This is a genomic window from Duganella sp. GW821-FHT01E12 (assembly GCF_059422325.1).
Genome location: NZ_JBWKWR010000015.1, coordinates 132283 through 147944, shown reverse-complemented (window position 1 = coordinate 147944; position 15662 = coordinate 132283). Strand labels below are relative to the sequence as shown.

The window sequence follows — 15662 nt, the reverse complement described above, 5'->3', positions numbered from 1 at the left end:
GCCACTATTTTCATAGCGCCTATTTCATTACTTCTTGTGAACATTTGATATTTTAAGTATCAGCAGGACTAGCCTGCTGTGCACTTTCATCAAACGTCCACACTTATCGACTGTTAATTTTTAAAGAACTTATTCGGTACTGCTTGCTGAAGAAGCGTTGTGTTCATCAGCGAAGAGGCAAGATTATGAAGTGTTTCGTTTATCTCGTCAAGCTCTTCTTTCTTCGCCTAACTCAGCATTTACGTGCTGTGTTCTGCGAGGGGGCGAACTATAGCAAACGCCTATGAATTCCGCAAGTGCTGCGATGTGTAATAATTTTTGCAATAGTGATTGTTGGATAGAATTGATAAACAGGCATTGTTTACAATGAAACCATGATTCTTATCAACCACCACGGAACGGAACTATGCTCAAAAAATTACTCGCGATCGCGTTCGCCGCAGCAACTTGCGCATCAGCAACGGCTGCTCCTGTCACCTATAACTTCAGCTACGTCGGCGCATTACGTAGCGACGTTTTCCCCGGATCCGACACATGGATTAGCGACTACCATATCGCAGGAAGTTTTACCGGCGAGGACAAGGACCACAATGGCGTGATCAGCGAGGCCGAAGTTAGTTCGCTCAAGATAGAAGGCACCGATATAGACAATACCGAATACATCCATCAGAGCAATTGCAATTGTCGTATGGATCAGTTCACCTTCAAGCTGAATGAGCAAAGCTTGCATTTTGCTGCGTACTATACCGATTGGCGCGATACCACTTCATTGATTTCCAATGCCGGCGTTTCCATTCTAGTTGAGCAGCCCGGCTACTACGTGACATACGCCTTTACCCCCGACACGGTATCCACATTGACCGCCGTGCCAGAACCATCGACCTACGCCATGATGGGCGCAGGCCTGCTGGGCCTGGCAATCATTCAGCGTCGCCGCAAGAAATCCGCGTAATCCCCTTGCCTTTCAACGCGCCGGCCTTTCCAACCGGCGCGTCCCCGCCCCTCCCCTTGCCTCCCATCCCCGTTTTTCTGCAGACTGTCGCACGCCATTGGCTTCCAGTCCCGCCATCCCTTACAGTTGCATCGTCCCAATAGCATTGTCCTTCAAAGCAATATGAGGGCTTAACAGTTGGTCGTTAGGCTACACTTGCCGCTTGCATGACAATACATAGAACGAAAGCCTCACATGTTTCCGATGCCTAAAACGCAAGACACCCTGAAAACCGCCGGCGCCTGGTTGCACCGCGGCTTCGACGCGACCGCCACCTGGGTGACTCAATTGTCGTGGTGGAAGTTCCTGGTCTTCGCGGTGTTGACGCTGATCGCCGGCTCCATCCTGCAGGACGAGCTGTTCTCGTCCAGCCCGGACGAGGAAGTCGTGATCAAGAACGACAAGCATCCAAAACGCAAAAACGGCGACACCAATATCCTGATCGACGACAGCGGCATCCATTTCAACCCGCGCGGCAAGATCCGCAACAAGGATGCCGACAAGGCCGATAAAGGCGACTCCTCCGATTCCAGCAGCGACGACAGCTCCTCCTCGCACGTACCGCCAGTAGCGCCTCCGGCCGAACCCGCCGACGCGGCGCCGGCGGCCCCACCCGCTCCTCCCGCCCCGGCCGCCAAAATCGGCAAGCCGGGCGTGGCGTCCGTCCCCGCCCTGCCCACCCTGCCGGGCGAAGAGGTCCACATCGACCTGCCGCCGCAGATCGGCGAAGAGCTGTCGAACGCCATCGAGGAAGCCGTCGACGATGCCGCGGAACAAAAAGTCACCCGCTACCACCGCCAAGCCTCCACCTGGTTCAAGAGCTTCGTCTCGCTGCTGGTGCTTGCGTTGTTCGGCACCAAGGCCCTGATGGGCGGCAAGAAACGCGCCGAAGCCGAAACCCTGACCGCCAACGCCGCTGTCGAGCGCGAATCCATGCAGCGCCAGCTCAGCGAAGCGAAGATGCAAATGATGCAAGCCCAGGTCGAGCCCCATTTCCTGTTCAACACCCTGGCCTCGGTCGAACACCTGATCGAAACCGACCCGCCGCGCGCCTCGGCCATGCAGCGAAGCCTGATCAAATACCTGCGCGCGGTGCTGCCGCAGATGCGCGACAACGCCCTGATCACCAACCTGGGCCGCGAGGCCGACATGGTGGTGGCCTATCTGAACCTGCTGAAAATGCGCATGGAGGAGCGCCTGACCGTGGACTTCGACATCCCCGACGGTCTGCGCACGGCCGCCTTCCCGCCGATGATGCTGCAATCGATGGTGGAAAACGCCATCAAGCACGGCCTGGAAGCCAAACCCGAGGGCGGCACGCTGAAGGTGCGCGCAGACGTGGCCCACAACAAGCTGCGCGTGATCGTCACCGACAACGGCCTCGGCTTCGGCGCCGTGCCCAGCGACGGCACCGGCCTGGGCCTGATGACCATCCGCGAACGCCTGAAACTGCTGCACGGCGACCAGGGCCAACTGCTCATCGCCGCCAACAGCCCGAGCGGCGTGATCGCCACGATCGAAGTGCCTTATCAGCTGTCCAAATAAGATCGATTGATTATTGCAGCGATTCGTTGAATAATTGTTTAAATAATTAACATTGCAGAACACACCCACATGCCTACAGCAATCATTGCCGACGACGAACGTTTGATGCGCGACCAACTGCGCATGCGCCTGGGCCAGGTTTGGCCCGAACTGGAAATCATTGGCGAAGCCAAGAATGGCGACGAGGCGATCGAACTGGTCGACCAGCTCAAGCCGGACTTCACCTTCCTCGACATCCGCATGCCCGGCAAGACCGGCATGGAAGCGGCCACGGTCATCGGCAACAGGAGCCACATCGTGTTCGTGACCGCCTACGACGCCTACGCGGTCGAAGCGTTCGAACGGGGCGCGGTGGACTACGTGCTCAAACCGCCCGAGCAGGAGCGCCTGCAGATCACGGTCGACCGCCTCAAGACCCGCATGAGCAAGCCGGGCGCGGCCGCCGACGTCAACGCCAGCGTGACGGCGATGCTGTCGCAGCTGGCGGAAAAGATCACCGCGCCCAAGCCCACCTATCTGCAATGGATACAGGCCAGTATCGGCCAGGACTTGCGCATGATCCCGGTCGAGGAAATCCTGTTCTTCCGTTCCGATGAAAAATACACCTGCGTCCAGACCGAGCGCTACGAAGCGCTGATCCGCAAGCCGGTGCGCGACCTGGCCGAAGAGCTCGATCCAGCACTGTTCTGGCAAATCCACCGCGCCACGCTGGTCAACGTCAACGCCATCGAAGGCGTGACGCGCGACATCCGCGGCCGCCATCTGGTCATGATCAAAGGGAAACCGGACAAGCTGGAAGTGAGCCGCAGCTTCCTGCACCTGTTCAAGCAGATGTAATCCCGCCGCCGGCGCCGAGCGCGTCTGCGGCATATCAATCCTCCTCCCCGCGCTTGCTTTAGTGTGAACCCACGCGGCCGCCGGCCGCACGGAGGCGCGCATGGGCCGTACCCGATCATTGTTGCTGCTCGCGGGCGCCATCGCGCTCGCCAGCCGCCTGTCCTGGCGCATGGGCTGGCAATGCGCGCGCACAGCCGCCGCCCACAAGCGCAGCCGGGGCATCATCCAGCACGCCAACGACGCCATCATCTCCACCGACGAGCGCCAGCACATCCTGCAGGCCAACCCTTCGGCGGCCGCCATGTTCGGCACCACGGTGCAGGCGATGGAAGGGTCGCCCCTCCAGCAGTTCATCCCGCGCGACCAGCGCCTGAGCAACGAATCGACCGCCACCCGCTACTTCGGCAACACCGGCATCCGCCTGCGCATGAAGGGCCGGCGCGCCAGCGACTACGCGGTGACCGGGCTCAAAGCCAGCGGCCAGCACTTCCCGCTGGAGGGGTCGATCTCGTCGCTGGCGGAAAACGGCCACCGCATCTACACCATCATCCTGCGCGACATCACCGAACGCAAACTGGTGCAAGAGCAGCTGGAACAATCCTATTCGCAGCTGCGCGAACTGTCGGCAGCGCTGCAAACGATACGGGAAGAGGAGCGCAAGCACATCGCCCGCGAACTGCACGACGACCTGGGCCAGCTACTGGCCACGCTGCGGGTGGACCTGGCGCTGCTGCAACAGCAGCACAGCAACGACGCGGCGGCCCGCAAGCTCCAGGCCGGCATGGACGAGCTGCTGATGTCGGCGATCACATCGCTGCGGCGCATCGCCAGCAATTTGCGGCCGCGCGCGCTCGACGAGGGAGGCCTGTATTTTGCGCTGGAGAGCCTGCGCCAGGAATTCGTCGCGCGCTACGGCATCGCCTGCACGCTGGACGCGAATGAAGAGGATTTGATACTGGACGACGCCTACAGCACAGCCATCTTCCGCATTGCGCAGGAAGCGCTGACCAACATCACCCGCCACGCCGAGGCAAGCAAGGTCATGCTGTCGCTGCACCGGGCCGATGGGCAGCTGAAAATCACCATACACGACGACGGCCGCGGCATCGCCGAAAAGGACATGGACAAGGCATCGTCCTTCGGCCTGATCGGGATGCGCGAACGCGTCTGGGCACTGCATGGCGACATTTCCATCGTCAGCGACGGCGGCACCCGGATCACGATCCGGCTGCCGCTGCCGCCTCAGGACAACGCCGCCTGATCCCGCTTAGAACGCGTGGCGGATGCCGACGTTGAAGGCCTTGTCGCCCGTACCTGGTTCATTGTTGTTACCAACGGTGTAGCCGGCGCCGTTCTTGTTCTTGATCTTGGCGTAGGCGACATACATGCCGGTGCGCTTCGACAGCGAGTACAGGTAGCCCAGCGCCCACTGGTCGGCGTCCTGGTTGCTGGCGGTCTTGTCGTTCTTGCGGATGTACGAAGCCATGATGGTGCCGCTCGGAGCGACCGGCACTTGCACGCCGATCAACAGGTCGTTGCTGTCGGTGCTGGCTTTGGGCGCCACGGCGTAGCCGTAGGCGTTGGCCACCGGCAGGGCCGCGCTGTTCACGCCCTTGTCCGCACTGTAGGCGAAGAAGGCTTTGACAACCTGGAAGTCGTAATTGATCGCGAACATGGTGTTGCGGCCGGTGTCCTGCAGCTTGGCAGGGGTGGCGCCCACGGCGGCGGTGTCGTTGTTGCGGTTGTTGTACACCAGACGGGTGTTCAGCGGGCCGTTCGCATAGTTCAGACCGAAGCCGAACTGACGGCCGGCGGTCGAGCTGCCAGCCTGCTCGCCCAGCGAATACAGGCCTTCGGCGCTGAAGCCTTCATAGCTTGGGGTGGCGTACACCAGCGCGTTGCTGGTGCGGGTGTTCGCGCCGGCCGCTGGGAACAGGTTCTTGATGCTGCCAGCGTAGCCGGCGCCGAACGGGTCGGCGACCTGGCTCATGGCGTTGTACAGCATGGTGTATTGACGGCCGATGGTCAGGGTGCCGGCATCCTTGCTCTTCAGGCCGACGAACGCCTGGCGGTTGAACAGGGCGCTGTTGGCGTTGTCCAGTGCGCCATCGTCCACTTTCACGCCGGTTTCCAGGGTGAAGATAGCCGACAGGCCGTTGCCCAGGTCTTCGGTACCGCGGAAGCCCAGACGGGACTGGCCGCCGATACCGCTGGTGACTTTGGTCACGCTGCCAGCAGCGCCGCCGCGCTCGCTGACCAGGCCGGCATCAACCAGGCCATAGATCGTGACATTCGATTGAGCTTGTGCTTGAGCTGCGAAACCGCCGATGATCATTGCTACCAGAGTAAGTTTTTTCACTTGATGTTCTCTACTTGAGGTTGGAAGAAGTAATTGCATGTAATGAATCTACGGGGCGAATCATGCCTATCAATTACTTCAACAATGTGACAATGGCCATTTGTTGTAAATCGACATCACCATAAAAAAAGCCGCTCAAGGCGGCTTGGGGAGGGCTGGCTTACTTCAGTCGGCAACTGAGCAGGTAGTAATACTCCAGCCGCTCGACGCGGATCTGCCGCGCCGACGCCGCGAAACGCTTGCGCAGCGTGCTGTCGGTCAGGTAGTTCTTCATCACTTCGTAGCGCTGGCCGTCGTCGGCGGTCAGGATCTGGAAGGTGTTGCCTTCCAGGTCGGTGCGGGCGAACACCATGCTGTTGCCATCGACATAAGACTCGTCCAGCAGCACCAGCAACACATCCTTGCCCAGCTTGGCGCGCAGGGTCTTCAGGTACTTTTCCTGGTCTTCGCGCTTGACGTGCGCCCACAGGCCGGCCGCGAACACCGCCGTGTACTTGCCTTCCAGACCGTCCGGCAGGTTGAAGGCGTCCATCACGCCGAAGCTGACGACGTCTTCGTCCAGGCCACGGGTTTCGGCCAGCGCGATCATTTCCGGCACCAGGTCGGTGGCGTGCACCGACTCCGCCACTTCGGCGATCAGGTCGGTCCAGTAAGCGGTGCCGCAGGCCAGTTCCAGCACCTTGTGGCCCTGGAACAGCTCGGCGACCATTTCCTGCAAGTCGTCCAGATCGTCGAAGCGCTCTTCCTGCGCGTAGACCTGGTCATAGTTGTCGGCGTTGACGGCATAAAATTGTGCCAACTGATTGGTAATCATGTCTTACTTTCTAATTTACAGTTCGTAGTGTTCTTTTTCACCGCTCATGGCCTGCTCGATCAACTTGCGGTTGAGCGTAGGCGTCAGCAGTTCAATAAAGGTGTAGATATAGCTGCGCAGATAAGCCCCCTGCTTGACCGCCACCCGCGACACATTCATGCCGAACAGGTGGCCCACGGGGATGGCGCGCAGGTTCTTGTCGCGCTCGGCGTCAAAGGCCATGCCCGCTATGATACCAATCCCCATGCCCAACTCCACATAAGTCTTGATCACGTCTGCGTCGATGGCTTCCAGCAGCACGTCCAGCTTCAGCCCGCGCAGGGAGAAGGCATGGTCGATCTTGCTGCGGCCGGCAAAGGCGCCATCGTAAGTGATAATCGGGAAAGCGGCAATTTCTTCCAGCGTCACCTGGCGCGATTTGAGCAGGGGATGGTCCGGCGCCACCACCACCACGTGCTCCCATTGATAACATGGCAAAGTTATCAAACCGGTCACGCCGGCGATGGATTCGGTGGCGATGGCCAGGTCGGCCTGATCGCGCTGGACCATCTCGGCGATCTGCTGGGGATTGCCCTGCAATAAAGATAACCGGACCTTGGGGAACTTCAGCATGAAGGCCTGCACCACCTTCGGCAGCGTGTAGCGCGCCTGCGTGTGTGTGGTGGCGATGGTAAAACTGCCGCTGTCCTGGGCCGCATATTCCTTGCCGATGCGCTTGAGGCTGTCGATCTCCTGCATAATAAGCTCTACCGATTCCAGCACCAGCCGCCCCGGCTCCGTCAGGCCGCGGATGCGCTTGCCGTGCCGGGTGAAGATATCGACGCCCAGCTCCTCCTCCAGCTCGATAATCGCCTTGGAAACGCCCGGTTGCGACGTAAACAGCGCCTTGGCGGCATCGGTCAGGTTGTAGTTCTGGCGTACAGCTTCGCGCACGAAGCGCAGTTGGTGAAGGTTCATTGCAGATCCGGGCCCATCATAAATTATTAACGTGCATGCTTATACCCAATACGTATATAAGCAAATAAAGACTAAGTCGTATGGAATAAAGACGAAGTTTATTACTATTAGCGCTAGTTTGGGGGTTCTAGCAAGCGACTATCTAGGAAGAATATGTATCAATACGACCAATATGACCATCTCATCGTCCGCGAACGCATCGCCCAGTACCGGGACCAGGTGCGCCGCCGCCTGTCCGATGAGCTGACCGAAGCCGAATTCCTGCCGCTGCGCCTGCAAAACGGCCTGTACATGCAGCGTCACGCCTACATGCTGCGCATCGCCGTGCCGTACGGCCTGCTGGCATCGAAGCAAATGCGCATGTTTGCGCACATCGCCCGCAAGTACGACCGCGGCTATGGCCACTTCACCACCCGCCAGAACATCCAGTTCAACTGGGTGGAGCTGGAACAGACCCCGGACATCCTGACCGACCTGGCCTCGGTGGAGATGCATGCCATCCAGACCTCGGGCAACTGCATCCGCAACACCACCTCCGATCCGTACGCCGGCGTGGCCGCCGACGAGATCATCGATCCGCGTCCCTACGCCGAGGTGCTGCGCCAGTGGTCCACCTTCCACCCTGAATTCATCGCCCTGCCGCGCAAGTTCAAGGTCGCCATCAACGGCGCCGTCGAAGACCGCGCCGCCATCGCTGTGCACGACATCGGCCTGACCGTGGTGCGCAACGACGCCGGCGAGATCGGCTTCAAGTTCATGGCCGGCGGCGGCATGGGCCGCACGCCCATCTTGGGCAGCGTGATCCGCGACTTCCTGCCGTGGCAGCATCTGCTGACCTACACCGAGGCCGTGATGCGCGTGTACAACCAGTACGGCCGCCGCGACAACAAGTACAAGGCCCGCATCAAGATCCTGCTGAAGGCCATCGGCGTCGAGGAATTCACCCGCCAGGTCGAAGCCGAATGGGCCGACCTGAAGGACGGGCCGGAAACGCTGACCGTCGAAGAGATGCAGCGCGTGATCGACTACTTCCAGCCGCCGGCCTACAAGCAGCTCGACGACAGCGACGTGGCCGCGGCGCACGCCGGCAACAAGGCCTTCGCCAACTGGATCAACCGCAACGTCAAGCCGCACAAGCAGCCCGGCTACGCGGCCGTGGTGCTGTCGCTGAAGAAGACCGGCGTGCCGCCGGGCGACGCCACCGCCGAGCAGATGGACTTCATGGCCGACCTGGCCGACCGCTACAGCTTCGGCGAACTGCGCGTCACGCACGAGCAGAACATCGTGCTGGCCGACGTCGAGCAGTCGCAATTGTACGCGTTGTGGGAACAGGTCAAGGCCAAGGGCCTGGCCACGCCGAACATCGGCCTGCTGACCGACATGATCTGCTGCCCCGGCGGCGACTTCTGCTCGCTGGCCAACGCCAAGTCGCTGCCGATCGCCGCCGCCATCGCGGAACGCTTCGACAATATCGACTTCCAGCACGACATCGGCGAGATCGAACTGAATATCTCCGGCTGCATCAACGCCTGCGGCCACCACCACGTCGGCAGCATCGGCGTGCTGGGGGTCGACAAGGACGGCAGCGAATGGTATCAGGTGTCGATCGGCGGCGCGCAGGGCAACAACGCCGCCATCGGCAAGATCATCGGGCCGTCGTTCTCCGCGCTGCAGATGCCGGAAGTGATAGGCCGCCTGCTGCAAGTGTATGTGCGCGAGCGCTACGAAGGCGAGTCGTTCGCCGACTGCGCGCAGCGCCTGGGCGTCGCGCCGTTCAAGGAATTTGTGTACGCCACGCCGATCGCCGAAGCCGGTCGCCTGGTTGGAGAGGATGAATATGTCTGAAGCAGTGAAGAACCTGATCATCAAGGGCCGTGAAATCGTCGAAGACGACTGGCAGGTGCTGCGCCTGGCCGAGCCGGTCGACGGCGCGCCCAGGCACGACCCGGCCACCGTTGCTGTCCCGGCGGGTAAATTCATCGTTCCGCTGAGCCTCTGGCTGGTGCAGCGCGAACTGCTGTCGGCGCGCGCCGCCGCCGGCGAGATCGGCGTCTGGATCGCCAGCGACGAGCGCCCGGAAGCGTTGAAGGACGATCTGGCCAAGTTCGCGCTGGTCGCCGTCGACTTCCCCAAGTTCACCGACGGCCGCGGCTACTCGATCGCCTACAACCTGCGCACCCGCCTGGGCTGGACCGGCGAACTGCGCGCCATCGGCGACGTGCTACGCGACCAGTTGTTCTCGATGCAGCGCGTCGGCTTCGACGCCTACGCCACGCGGCCCGACCGCAGCATCCACGAAGCGCTGAAAGGACTGTCCGATTTCTCGGAGACCTACCAGGCCTCGGTGGACCAGAAGGTACCGCTGTTCCGCCGCCATGCCCGCAATGTCGGCGTTGGCGCCAACAACGACGGCTACGGCATCTGAAGGAGTATCGATGAGTGACATGAGCAAGCTGATTGCGGACACCAGCGCCACGCTGGCCCGCATCGTCAAGGACCACAGCCCGGCGGTGTTCGCCTCCAGCCTGGCGGCCGAAGACATGGTGCTGACCGACTTGATCCTGAAATCCAAGCTGGATATCGGCATCTTCTCGCTCGAAACCGGACGCCTGCATCCTGAAACGCTGGCCATGCTGGAGCGCGTGAAGGAGCATTACGACGGCTACGAGATCGCGCTGTACAAGCCGCAGCCGGAAGCGGTCGAAGCCTACGTCGCGCAGAACGGCCTGAACGCCTTCTACGACAGCGTCGAGATGCGCCGCGAATGCTGCCGCATCCGCAAGGTCGAGCCGCTGGGCCGCGCCCTGGCCGGCAACAAGGCGTGGGTGACCGGCCAGCGCCGCGCGCAATCGGCCACCCGCACCTCGCTGATGGTGGAAGAGGACGATCCGGCCCACTTCATGACCAAGTTTAATCCGCTGGCCGACTGGTCGGAGCAGGACGTGTGGAACTATATCCGCGATAATAACGTGCCGTACAATGCGCTGCACGACCAGGGATATCCATCGATCGGCTGCGCGCCCTGCACGCGCGCCATCGAGCCGGGCGAAGACGTCCGCGCCGGCCGCTGGTGGTGGGAGAACCCGGACTCGAAGGAATGCGGCCTGCACATGGTCGACGGTAAACTGATACGCATTAAATCCGTGGCCGCTTGATGAGCAAGCGCCGCACAAAAGCACACAAAGAACAGGCATAGTCCATGAACGCTATAGTTGAAAACCACGCCGCGCATGCAACGCAAATGAACGCGCGCCACCTCGACGCCCTGGAATCGGAAGCGATCCACATCATGCGCGAAGTGGCGGCCGAATGCAGCAATCCCGCCCTGCTGTTCTCGGGCGGTAAAGACTCGGTGGTCCTGCTGCGCATCGCGGAGAAGGCTTTCCGCCCCGGCAAATTCCCCTTCCCGCTGGTGCACGTCGACACCGGCCACAATTTCGAGGAAGTCATCACCTTCCGCGACAAGCGCGTGGCCGAACTGGGCGAACGCCTGATCGTCGGCTCGGTGGAAGAGTCGATCAAAAAAGGCACGGTGCGCCTGCGTAATCCGCAGACCGATTCGCGCAACGCCGCGCAGGCGGTCACGCTGCTGGAGACCATCGCCGAACATGGCTTCGACGCCTGCATCGGCGGCGCCCGCCGCGACGAGGAAAAGGCCCGCGCCAAGGAGCGCATCTTCTCCTTCCGCGACGAATTCGGCCAGTGGGATCCGAAATCGCAGCGCCCGGAACTGTGGGACCTGTATAACACCCGCGTCCATCCGGGCGAGAACATGCGCGTGTTCCCGATCTCGAACTGGACCGAACTCGATGTGTGGCAATACATCGCCCGCGAAAAGCTGGAACTGCCGCCGATCTACTTCGCCCACGAACGTAAAGTCATCCCGCGCAACGGCCTGCTGGTGCCGCTGACCGACCTGACCCCGGCGCGCGAAGGCGAAACCGTCGAGACCCAGGTGGTGCGCTTCCGCACCGTCGGCGACATCTCGTGCACCTGCCCGGTGTCGTCGGATGCCGCCACGGTGGAGCAGATCATCGCCGAAACCGCAGTCACGCAAATCACCGAACGCGGCGCCACGCGGATGGACGACCAGACCTCCGAAGCATCGATGGAAAAACGTAAAAAAGCAGGATACTTCTGATGAACGCATTGAATGAAAATCTGACCGAGCGCGGACTGCTGCGCTTCATCACCGCCGGTTCCGTCGATGACGGCAAATCCACGCTGATCGGCCGCCTGCTGTTCGACAGCAAAGGCATCTTCGCCGACCAGCTGGACGCCATGTCGCGCTCCAAGCACAAACGCACCGTCGGCGAAGCGGTCGACCTGTCGCTGCTGACCGACGGCCTGGAAGCCGAACGCGAACAAGGCATCACCATCGACGTGGCCTACCGCTACTTCGCCACGCCCAAGCGCAAGTTCATCATCGCCGACACGCCGGGCCACGAGCAGTACACCCGCAACATGGTCACCGGCGCCTCCACCGCCGACGCAGTCATCATCCTGATCGACGTGTCGAAGGTGAAGCTGCGCGAGGACGGCGGCGTGGACCTGCTGATCCAGACCAAGCGCCACTCGACCATCGCCCACCTGCTGCAGATCGAGCACGTGATCGTCGCCGTCAACAAGATGGACCTGGTGAACTACGACCAGGCCATCTACGACCGCATCGTCAAGGCCTACGGCGAGTTCGCCGCGAGCCTGGGCCTGAAGGACATCACGCCGATCCCGCTGTCCGCCCTGACCGGCGACAACGTGGTCGACGCCAGCGAGAAACTGAGCTGGTACAAGGGCCCGACGCTGATCGAGCTGCTCGAATCGCTGTCCGTGTACGAGGAATCACACCACGCGCCGTTCCGCTTCCCGGTGCAGCTGGTGGCGCGCCACAACGGCCACGAAGCCAACGACTTCCGCGGCTACATGGGCCGCATCGAAGCCGGCAAGGTATCGGTCGGCGACAAGCTGGTGGTGCAGCCGTCCGGCCAGAGCGCGACCGTCAAGGACATCGTCACGCTGGAAGGTTCGCATCAGTCGGCGGTGGTGGGCCAGTCGGTCACGCTGCTGCTCAACGAATACCTGGACATCTCGCGCGGCGACCTGCTGGCCAGCGCGGCGCAGCCGGCCACCCTGCTCAAGCAGCTCAAGGCGGACGTCTGCTGGATGTCCGACGAACCGCTGGACCAGCGCCGCAAGTACTGGATCAAGCATGGCACCAAGCAGACCTCGGCCAAGATCACCGGCATCGATTCGTTGTTGGACATCAACACGCAGGAGCGCCACAGCGCCGACGGCTTGAAGCTGAACGACATCGCCCGCATCGGCCTGACCGTGCAGCAGCCGCTGGCGGCCGACGCCTACGACGACATCCGCGCGACCGGCGCCTTCATCCTGATCGATGAAGTCACGCACCAGACCGTGGCCGCCGGCATGATCCGTCTCGGCGAGTAACGAGGAAGTAGCAGCCATGGCATCTCCCGGAAAAGTCTACCTGATCGGCGCCGGCCCTGGCGCCCAGGACCTGATCACGCTGCGCGGCGCGCGCCTGCTGGCACAAGCCGACGTGGTGCTGCACGACGCGCTCGTGATCGCCGAGATGCTGGAGCTGTGCCCCCAGGCGGAAAAAATCCTGGTCGGCAAACGCTACGGCCAGCTATCGGCCGCGCAGCAGTTCATCAACAAGCAGATGGTCGATTACGCGCACAAGTTCCCGCTGGTGGTGCGCCTCAAGGGCGGCGACCCGATGCTGTTCGGCCGCGCCGACGAGGAACTGCGCGCGCTCGAAGAAGCGGGCATCGAAGTCGAAGTCGTCCCCGGCATCACCACCGCGCTGGCTGCGGCGGCGGCCAGCAAGCAGCCGCTGACCAAGCGCGGCGTGGCGCGCAGCGTCGCCTTCTTCACCTCGTCCACCGCGCCCGAGCACTCCACGCACGACGCCATCCCGGACACCGACACGCTGGTGCAGTACATGGGCGGCCGCGAAGCCATCGCCACGGCGGAACGCCTGCTGGCGCAGGGCCGCCGCGCGGACACGCCGGTGGTCGTCATCGAAAACTGCAGCCGGCCGGACCAGCATATCCGCCGCCTGACCATCGCCTCGCTGGCACAGGGCCTGGACGCCGCCCACGGCCCGGTGCTGGTAATGCTGGGCGAAGCGATGACCACCCGCCCTCACCAAAACAACGAGCAGACCCAACTCCCTTCAGCAGTACAGCAACTGCGCGCCTGATCCGTAATAGAATGTCCATTCACACCAATCGAGGTAGCAATGGACAATGTTCAAGAAGTGCTGGAACGCGCATGGAAAGCCCACTCCGAGGGCGCCTTCGATAGCGCGCTCGCGGACTACATCTGGCTGTTCGACGCCAGCGCGACCGACGCTGAAAGCGCGCCGCTGCGCCTGTCCTATATCCTCAGCGCCTGGGCCAAGCTGGCGGAAGAGCACCTGCCGGCGCGCCATGCGCTGGTCGAGTTGCGCGACCGCGACAGCCAGCGCCTGCTGGCGCAGGCCGATGGCGCCGACGCCGCCGCGCTGTTCAACGACATCCGCGCCATCAACGACAAGCTGGGCGACCTGCAGAACACCTGGCACTTGTTCCAGCAACTGCCGGAAGCGCTGGCCGCGCAATGCGCGCGCTCCGCGCTGCCGTCGCTGATGGCGTGCGGCGACTACGCGCTGGCCAGGCGCCATTTTCCGCAACCGGCGCAGCATCTGGAGCAGGCCGCCGCCCTGCTCAACGAACGGCGCGCCGGTTTAAATGTGCTGACCACCGAAGGCATGTCCGCCCTGCTGGCCGAAGTGTACAACTACGTCACCGAACTGGCGCTGGTACTGGACTTGCTGTCCGGCTGCGGCGATACTGCTGCGGCGGAAGCGGCGCGCGCCCAGGCGGTGACGCTGGTGCAGTCGCCCGAAGCGCGCGCCTGCGTCCAGGCGGAACTCGATGCCCCTGGCACGACGCTCGACGCCATGATCGAACTCGAAAACTCATCAGCGACCGAATAGTGAAAACGAACTACGCCAAGACCCTGCTCCTCCCCGCCATTCTTCTGCTGTCGGCCGCCGCCGGTGCCGCGGCAGCCATCCCGACCTACGACTTCAAGATCGTCCACACTTATCCGCACGATCCGCAAGCCTTCACCGAAGGCCTGCTGTACCGCGACGGCTTCCTGTACGAGAGCACCGGCCTGAATGGCAAATCGTCGATCCGCAAGGTGAACCTGGAGACCGGCAAAGTCCTGCAAACCAAGGACATCCCGCCGCAGTATTTCGGCGAGGGGCTGACGGTATGGAAAGACACGCTGGTCGGCCTGACCTGGCAGACGCAGACCGGCTTCGTGTTCGACCTGGCCACCTTCGAGATGCGCGGCCAGTTCGCCTACCCCGGCGAAGGCTGGGGCCTGACGCAGAACGGCAAGGAGCTGATCATGAGCGACGGCACGGCCACGCTGCGCTTCCTCGATCCGAAGACGTTCCTTGAGGTGCGCCGCGTGAAGGTGACGGCGGACGGCATCCCGGTCGACCAGGTCAACGAACTGGAAGTGGTGGGCGATGAAATCTATGCCAACCTGTGGCACACCAACACCATCGCGCGCATTGACCCGGCCAACGGCAAGATCACCGGATGGATAGACCTGGGCAAGCTGTATCCGGCCGCAGGCAAAGGCCTCAACGGCGAAAATGTCATGAACGGTATCGCCTACGACGCCGAGAAAAAGCGCCTGTTCGTCACAGGGAAGCTGTGGTCCAAGCTGTACGAGATCAAAATCGTGCCTAGGAAGTGAACCCTGCAGGCAGCGATGCGATGCAATAGTCGGCCAGCGCGTTGAGCACGGCCGCGTTCTCGCCGGCCGCTTCGACCACGTTGATGCCGGCCTGCGGATGATCGATGCGCAGCTGGTCGATCATCAGCGGCAGGTCGCGCAGCACATGGCCGCCCTGTCCCAGGAACACCGGCACCACGGTGATCTGCGTGACGCCGCCGGCGGTCAGCTCGGCCACCAGTTCCGGCAGCTGTGGCGTCATCAGTTCAAGGAAAGCCAGCGATACGCGCACGCCGGGCATGCGCGCCTGCGTCAGTTCGCGCAGCCGCTCGAACGGCGCCGCCCACGATGCGGCGCGGGCGCCGTGTGCGAACAGGATCAGGGCTTGCTGTGTCATC

General features: G+C 62.2%; 16 protein-coding genes. 12 read left to right on the top strand and 4 right to left on the bottom strand.

The genetic code is table 11. The features are described 5' to 3' along the window. Positions 1-406: 406 nt before the first annotated feature. The 4 genes from AC07WS_RS28355 (at position 407) to AC07WS_RS28340 (ending at position 4634) form a co-directional block, all read left to right on the top strand. Complete coding sequence (locus AC07WS_RS28355; RefSeq protein ID WP_494732281.1) at positions 407-952, top strand: PEP-CTERM sorting domain-containing protein; 546 nt, start codon at positions 407-409, stop codon at positions 950-952. A 234-nt stretch (positions 953-1186) separates the two neighbouring features. Further along, the gene (locus tag AC07WS_RS28350) at positions 1187-2536 is read left to right on the top strand and encodes a sensor histidine kinase (RefSeq protein WP_494732280.1); all 1350 of its coding nucleotides are present in this window, start codon (positions 1187-1189) and stop codon (positions 2534-2536) included. A 69-nt stretch (positions 2537-2605) separates the two neighbouring features. Beyond that, a complete protein-coding gene (locus AC07WS_RS28345; protein ID WP_494732279.1) occupies positions 2606-3373 on the top strand; it encodes a LytR/AlgR family response regulator transcription factor in 768 nt (255 codons plus the stop codon). Positions 3374-3473: 100 nt separating this feature from the next. Next, positions 3474-4634 carry a sensor histidine kinase gene (locus tag AC07WS_RS28340; RefSeq protein ID WP_494732278.1) on the top strand — a complete coding sequence of 387 codons (1161 nt, stop codon included), beginning with the start codon at positions 3474-3476 and terminating at the stop codon, positions 4632-4634. Positions 4635-4640: 6 nt separating this feature from the next. Here AC07WS_RS28340 and AC07WS_RS28335 read toward each other — a convergent pair whose 3' ends face one another. The 3 genes from AC07WS_RS28335 to AC07WS_RS28325 form a co-directional block, all read right to left on the bottom strand. After that, positions 4641-5732 (bottom strand): porin, encoded by a 1092-nt coding sequence (locus AC07WS_RS28335; protein WP_494732277.1) that lies wholly within the window; start codon positions 5730-5732, stop codon positions 4641-4643. A gap of 160 nt (positions 5733-5892) precedes the next feature. Next, positions 5893-6546: a class I SAM-dependent methyltransferase gene (locus AC07WS_RS28330; RefSeq protein WP_494732276.1), complete on the bottom strand. Its 654-nt coding sequence runs from the start codon at positions 6544-6546 to the stop codon at positions 5893-5895. A 15-nt stretch (positions 6547-6561) separates the two neighbouring features. Continuing rightward, positions 6562-7503, bottom strand: a complete 942-nt coding sequence (locus AC07WS_RS28325; protein ID WP_494732275.1) for a CysB family HTH-type transcriptional regulator — start codon at positions 7501-7503, stop codon at positions 6562-6564. A 153-nt stretch (positions 7504-7656) separates the two neighbouring features. Between AC07WS_RS28325 and AC07WS_RS28320 the strand changes: the two genes are divergently transcribed. From AC07WS_RS28320 to AC07WS_RS28285, 8 genes are read left to right on the top strand one after another with little or no spacing between them, the layout of a single operon-like run. Beyond that, on the top strand, positions 7657-9348 hold the full coding sequence (locus AC07WS_RS28320) for a nitrite/sulfite reductase (protein ID WP_494732274.1): 1692 nt from the start codon (positions 7657-7659) through the stop codon (positions 9346-9348). Beyond that, positions 9341-9928, top strand: a complete 588-nt coding sequence (locus AC07WS_RS28315) for a DUF934 domain-containing protein (protein WP_494732273.1) — start codon at positions 9341-9343, stop codon at positions 9926-9928. The genes AC07WS_RS28320 and AC07WS_RS28315 overlap by 8 nt, the downstream gene beginning before the upstream one ends. A gap of 10 nt (positions 9929-9938) precedes the next feature. Continuing rightward, positions 9939-10658: a phosphoadenylyl-sulfate reductase gene (locus AC07WS_RS28310; protein ID WP_494732272.1), complete on the top strand. Its 720-nt coding sequence runs from the start codon at positions 9939-9941 to the stop codon at positions 10656-10658. Between the two features lie 44 nt (positions 10659-10702). Beyond that, a complete protein-coding gene (gene cysD / locus AC07WS_RS28305; RefSeq protein ID WP_494732271.1) occupies positions 10703-11644 on the top strand; it encodes a sulfate adenylyltransferase subunit CysD in 942 nt (313 codons plus the stop codon). Next, positions 11644-12951, top strand: a complete 1308-nt coding sequence (locus tag AC07WS_RS28300; protein ID WP_494732270.1) for a sulfate adenylyltransferase subunit 1 — start codon at positions 11644-11646, stop codon at positions 12949-12951. The genes cysD and AC07WS_RS28300 overlap by 1 nt, the downstream gene beginning before the upstream one ends. Before the next feature lie 16 nt (positions 12952-12967). Beyond that, entirely contained in the window at positions 12968-13729 is a 762-nt protein-coding gene (cobA, locus tag AC07WS_RS28295) for a uroporphyrinogen-III C-methyltransferase (RefSeq protein ID WP_494732269.1), read from the top strand. 39 nt (positions 13730-13768) lie between these two features. Beyond that, positions 13769-14506: a hypothetical protein gene (locus tag AC07WS_RS28290; protein ID WP_494732268.1), complete on the top strand. Its 738-nt coding sequence runs from the start codon at positions 13769-13771 to the stop codon at positions 14504-14506. Then, positions 14506-15285 carry a glutaminyl-peptide cyclotransferase gene (locus tag AC07WS_RS28285; protein WP_494732267.1) on the top strand — a complete coding sequence of 260 codons (780 nt, stop codon included), beginning with the start codon at positions 14506-14508 and terminating at the stop codon, positions 15283-15285. The genes AC07WS_RS28290 and AC07WS_RS28285 overlap by 1 nt, the downstream gene beginning before the upstream one ends. Here the strand turns inward: AC07WS_RS28285 and AC07WS_RS28280 are convergent. After that, on the bottom strand, positions 15275-15661 hold the full coding sequence (locus tag AC07WS_RS28280; protein WP_494732266.1) for a sirohydrochlorin chelatase: 387 nt from the start codon (positions 15659-15661) through the stop codon (positions 15275-15277). The two genes, AC07WS_RS28285 and AC07WS_RS28280, sit on opposite strands and share 11 nt — an antisense overlap. Position 15662: the final 1 nt, after the last annotated feature.

What these genes read in the sequence shown, in the direction of transcription:
- AC07WS_RS28310 (WP_494732272.1), top strand. Translation starts at nt 9,939, where the DNA reads ATGAGTGACATGAGCAAGCTGATTGCGGACACCAGCGCCACGCTGGCC.
- AC07WS_RS28290 (WP_494732268.1), top strand. Translation starts at nt 13,769, where the DNA reads ATGGACAATGTTCAAGAAGTGCTGGAACGCGCATGGAAAGCCCACTCC.
- AC07WS_RS28355 (WP_494732281.1), top strand. Translation starts at nt 407, where the DNA reads ATGCTCAAAAAATTACTCGCGATCGCGTTCGCCGCAGCAACTTGCGCA.
- AC07WS_RS28300 (WP_494732270.1), top strand. Translation starts at nt 11,644, where the DNA reads ATGAACGCATTGAATGAAAATCTGACCGAGCGCGGACTGCTGCGCTTC.
- AC07WS_RS28350 (WP_494732280.1), top strand. Translation starts at nt 1,187, where the DNA reads ATGTTTCCGATGCCTAAAACGCAAGACACCCTGAAAACCGCCGGCGCC.
- AC07WS_RS28340 (WP_494732278.1), top strand. Translation starts at nt 3,474, where the DNA reads ATGGGCCGTACCCGATCATTGTTGCTGCTCGCGGGCGCCATCGCGCTC.
- AC07WS_RS28345 (WP_494732279.1), top strand. Translation starts at nt 2,606, where the DNA reads ATGCCTACAGCAATCATTGCCGACGACGAACGTTTGATGCGCGACCAA.
- AC07WS_RS28325 (WP_494732275.1), bottom strand. Translation starts at nt 7,503, where the DNA reads ATGAACCTTCACCAACTGCGCTTCGTGCGCGAAGCTGTACGCCAGAAC.
- AC07WS_RS28280 (WP_494732266.1), bottom strand. Translation starts at nt 15,661, where the DNA reads ATGACACAGCAAGCCCTGATCCTGTTCGCACACGGCGCCCGCGCCGCA.
- AC07WS_RS28330 (WP_494732276.1), bottom strand. Translation starts at nt 6,546, where the DNA reads ATGATTACCAATCAGTTGGCACAATTTTATGCCGTCAACGCCGACAAC.
- AC07WS_RS28315 (WP_494732273.1), top strand. Translation starts at nt 9,341, where the DNA reads ATGTCTGAAGCAGTGAAGAACCTGATCATCAAGGGCCGTGAAATCGTC.
- AC07WS_RS28320 (WP_494732274.1), top strand. Translation starts at nt 7,657, where the DNA reads ATGTATCAATACGACCAATATGACCATCTCATCGTCCGCGAACGCATC.
- cysD (WP_494732271.1), top strand. Translation starts at nt 10,703, where the DNA reads ATGAACGCTATAGTTGAAAACCACGCCGCGCATGCAACGCAAATGAAC.
- cobA (WP_494732269.1), top strand. Translation starts at nt 12,968, where the DNA reads ATGGCATCTCCCGGAAAAGTCTACCTGATCGGCGCCGGCCCTGGCGCC.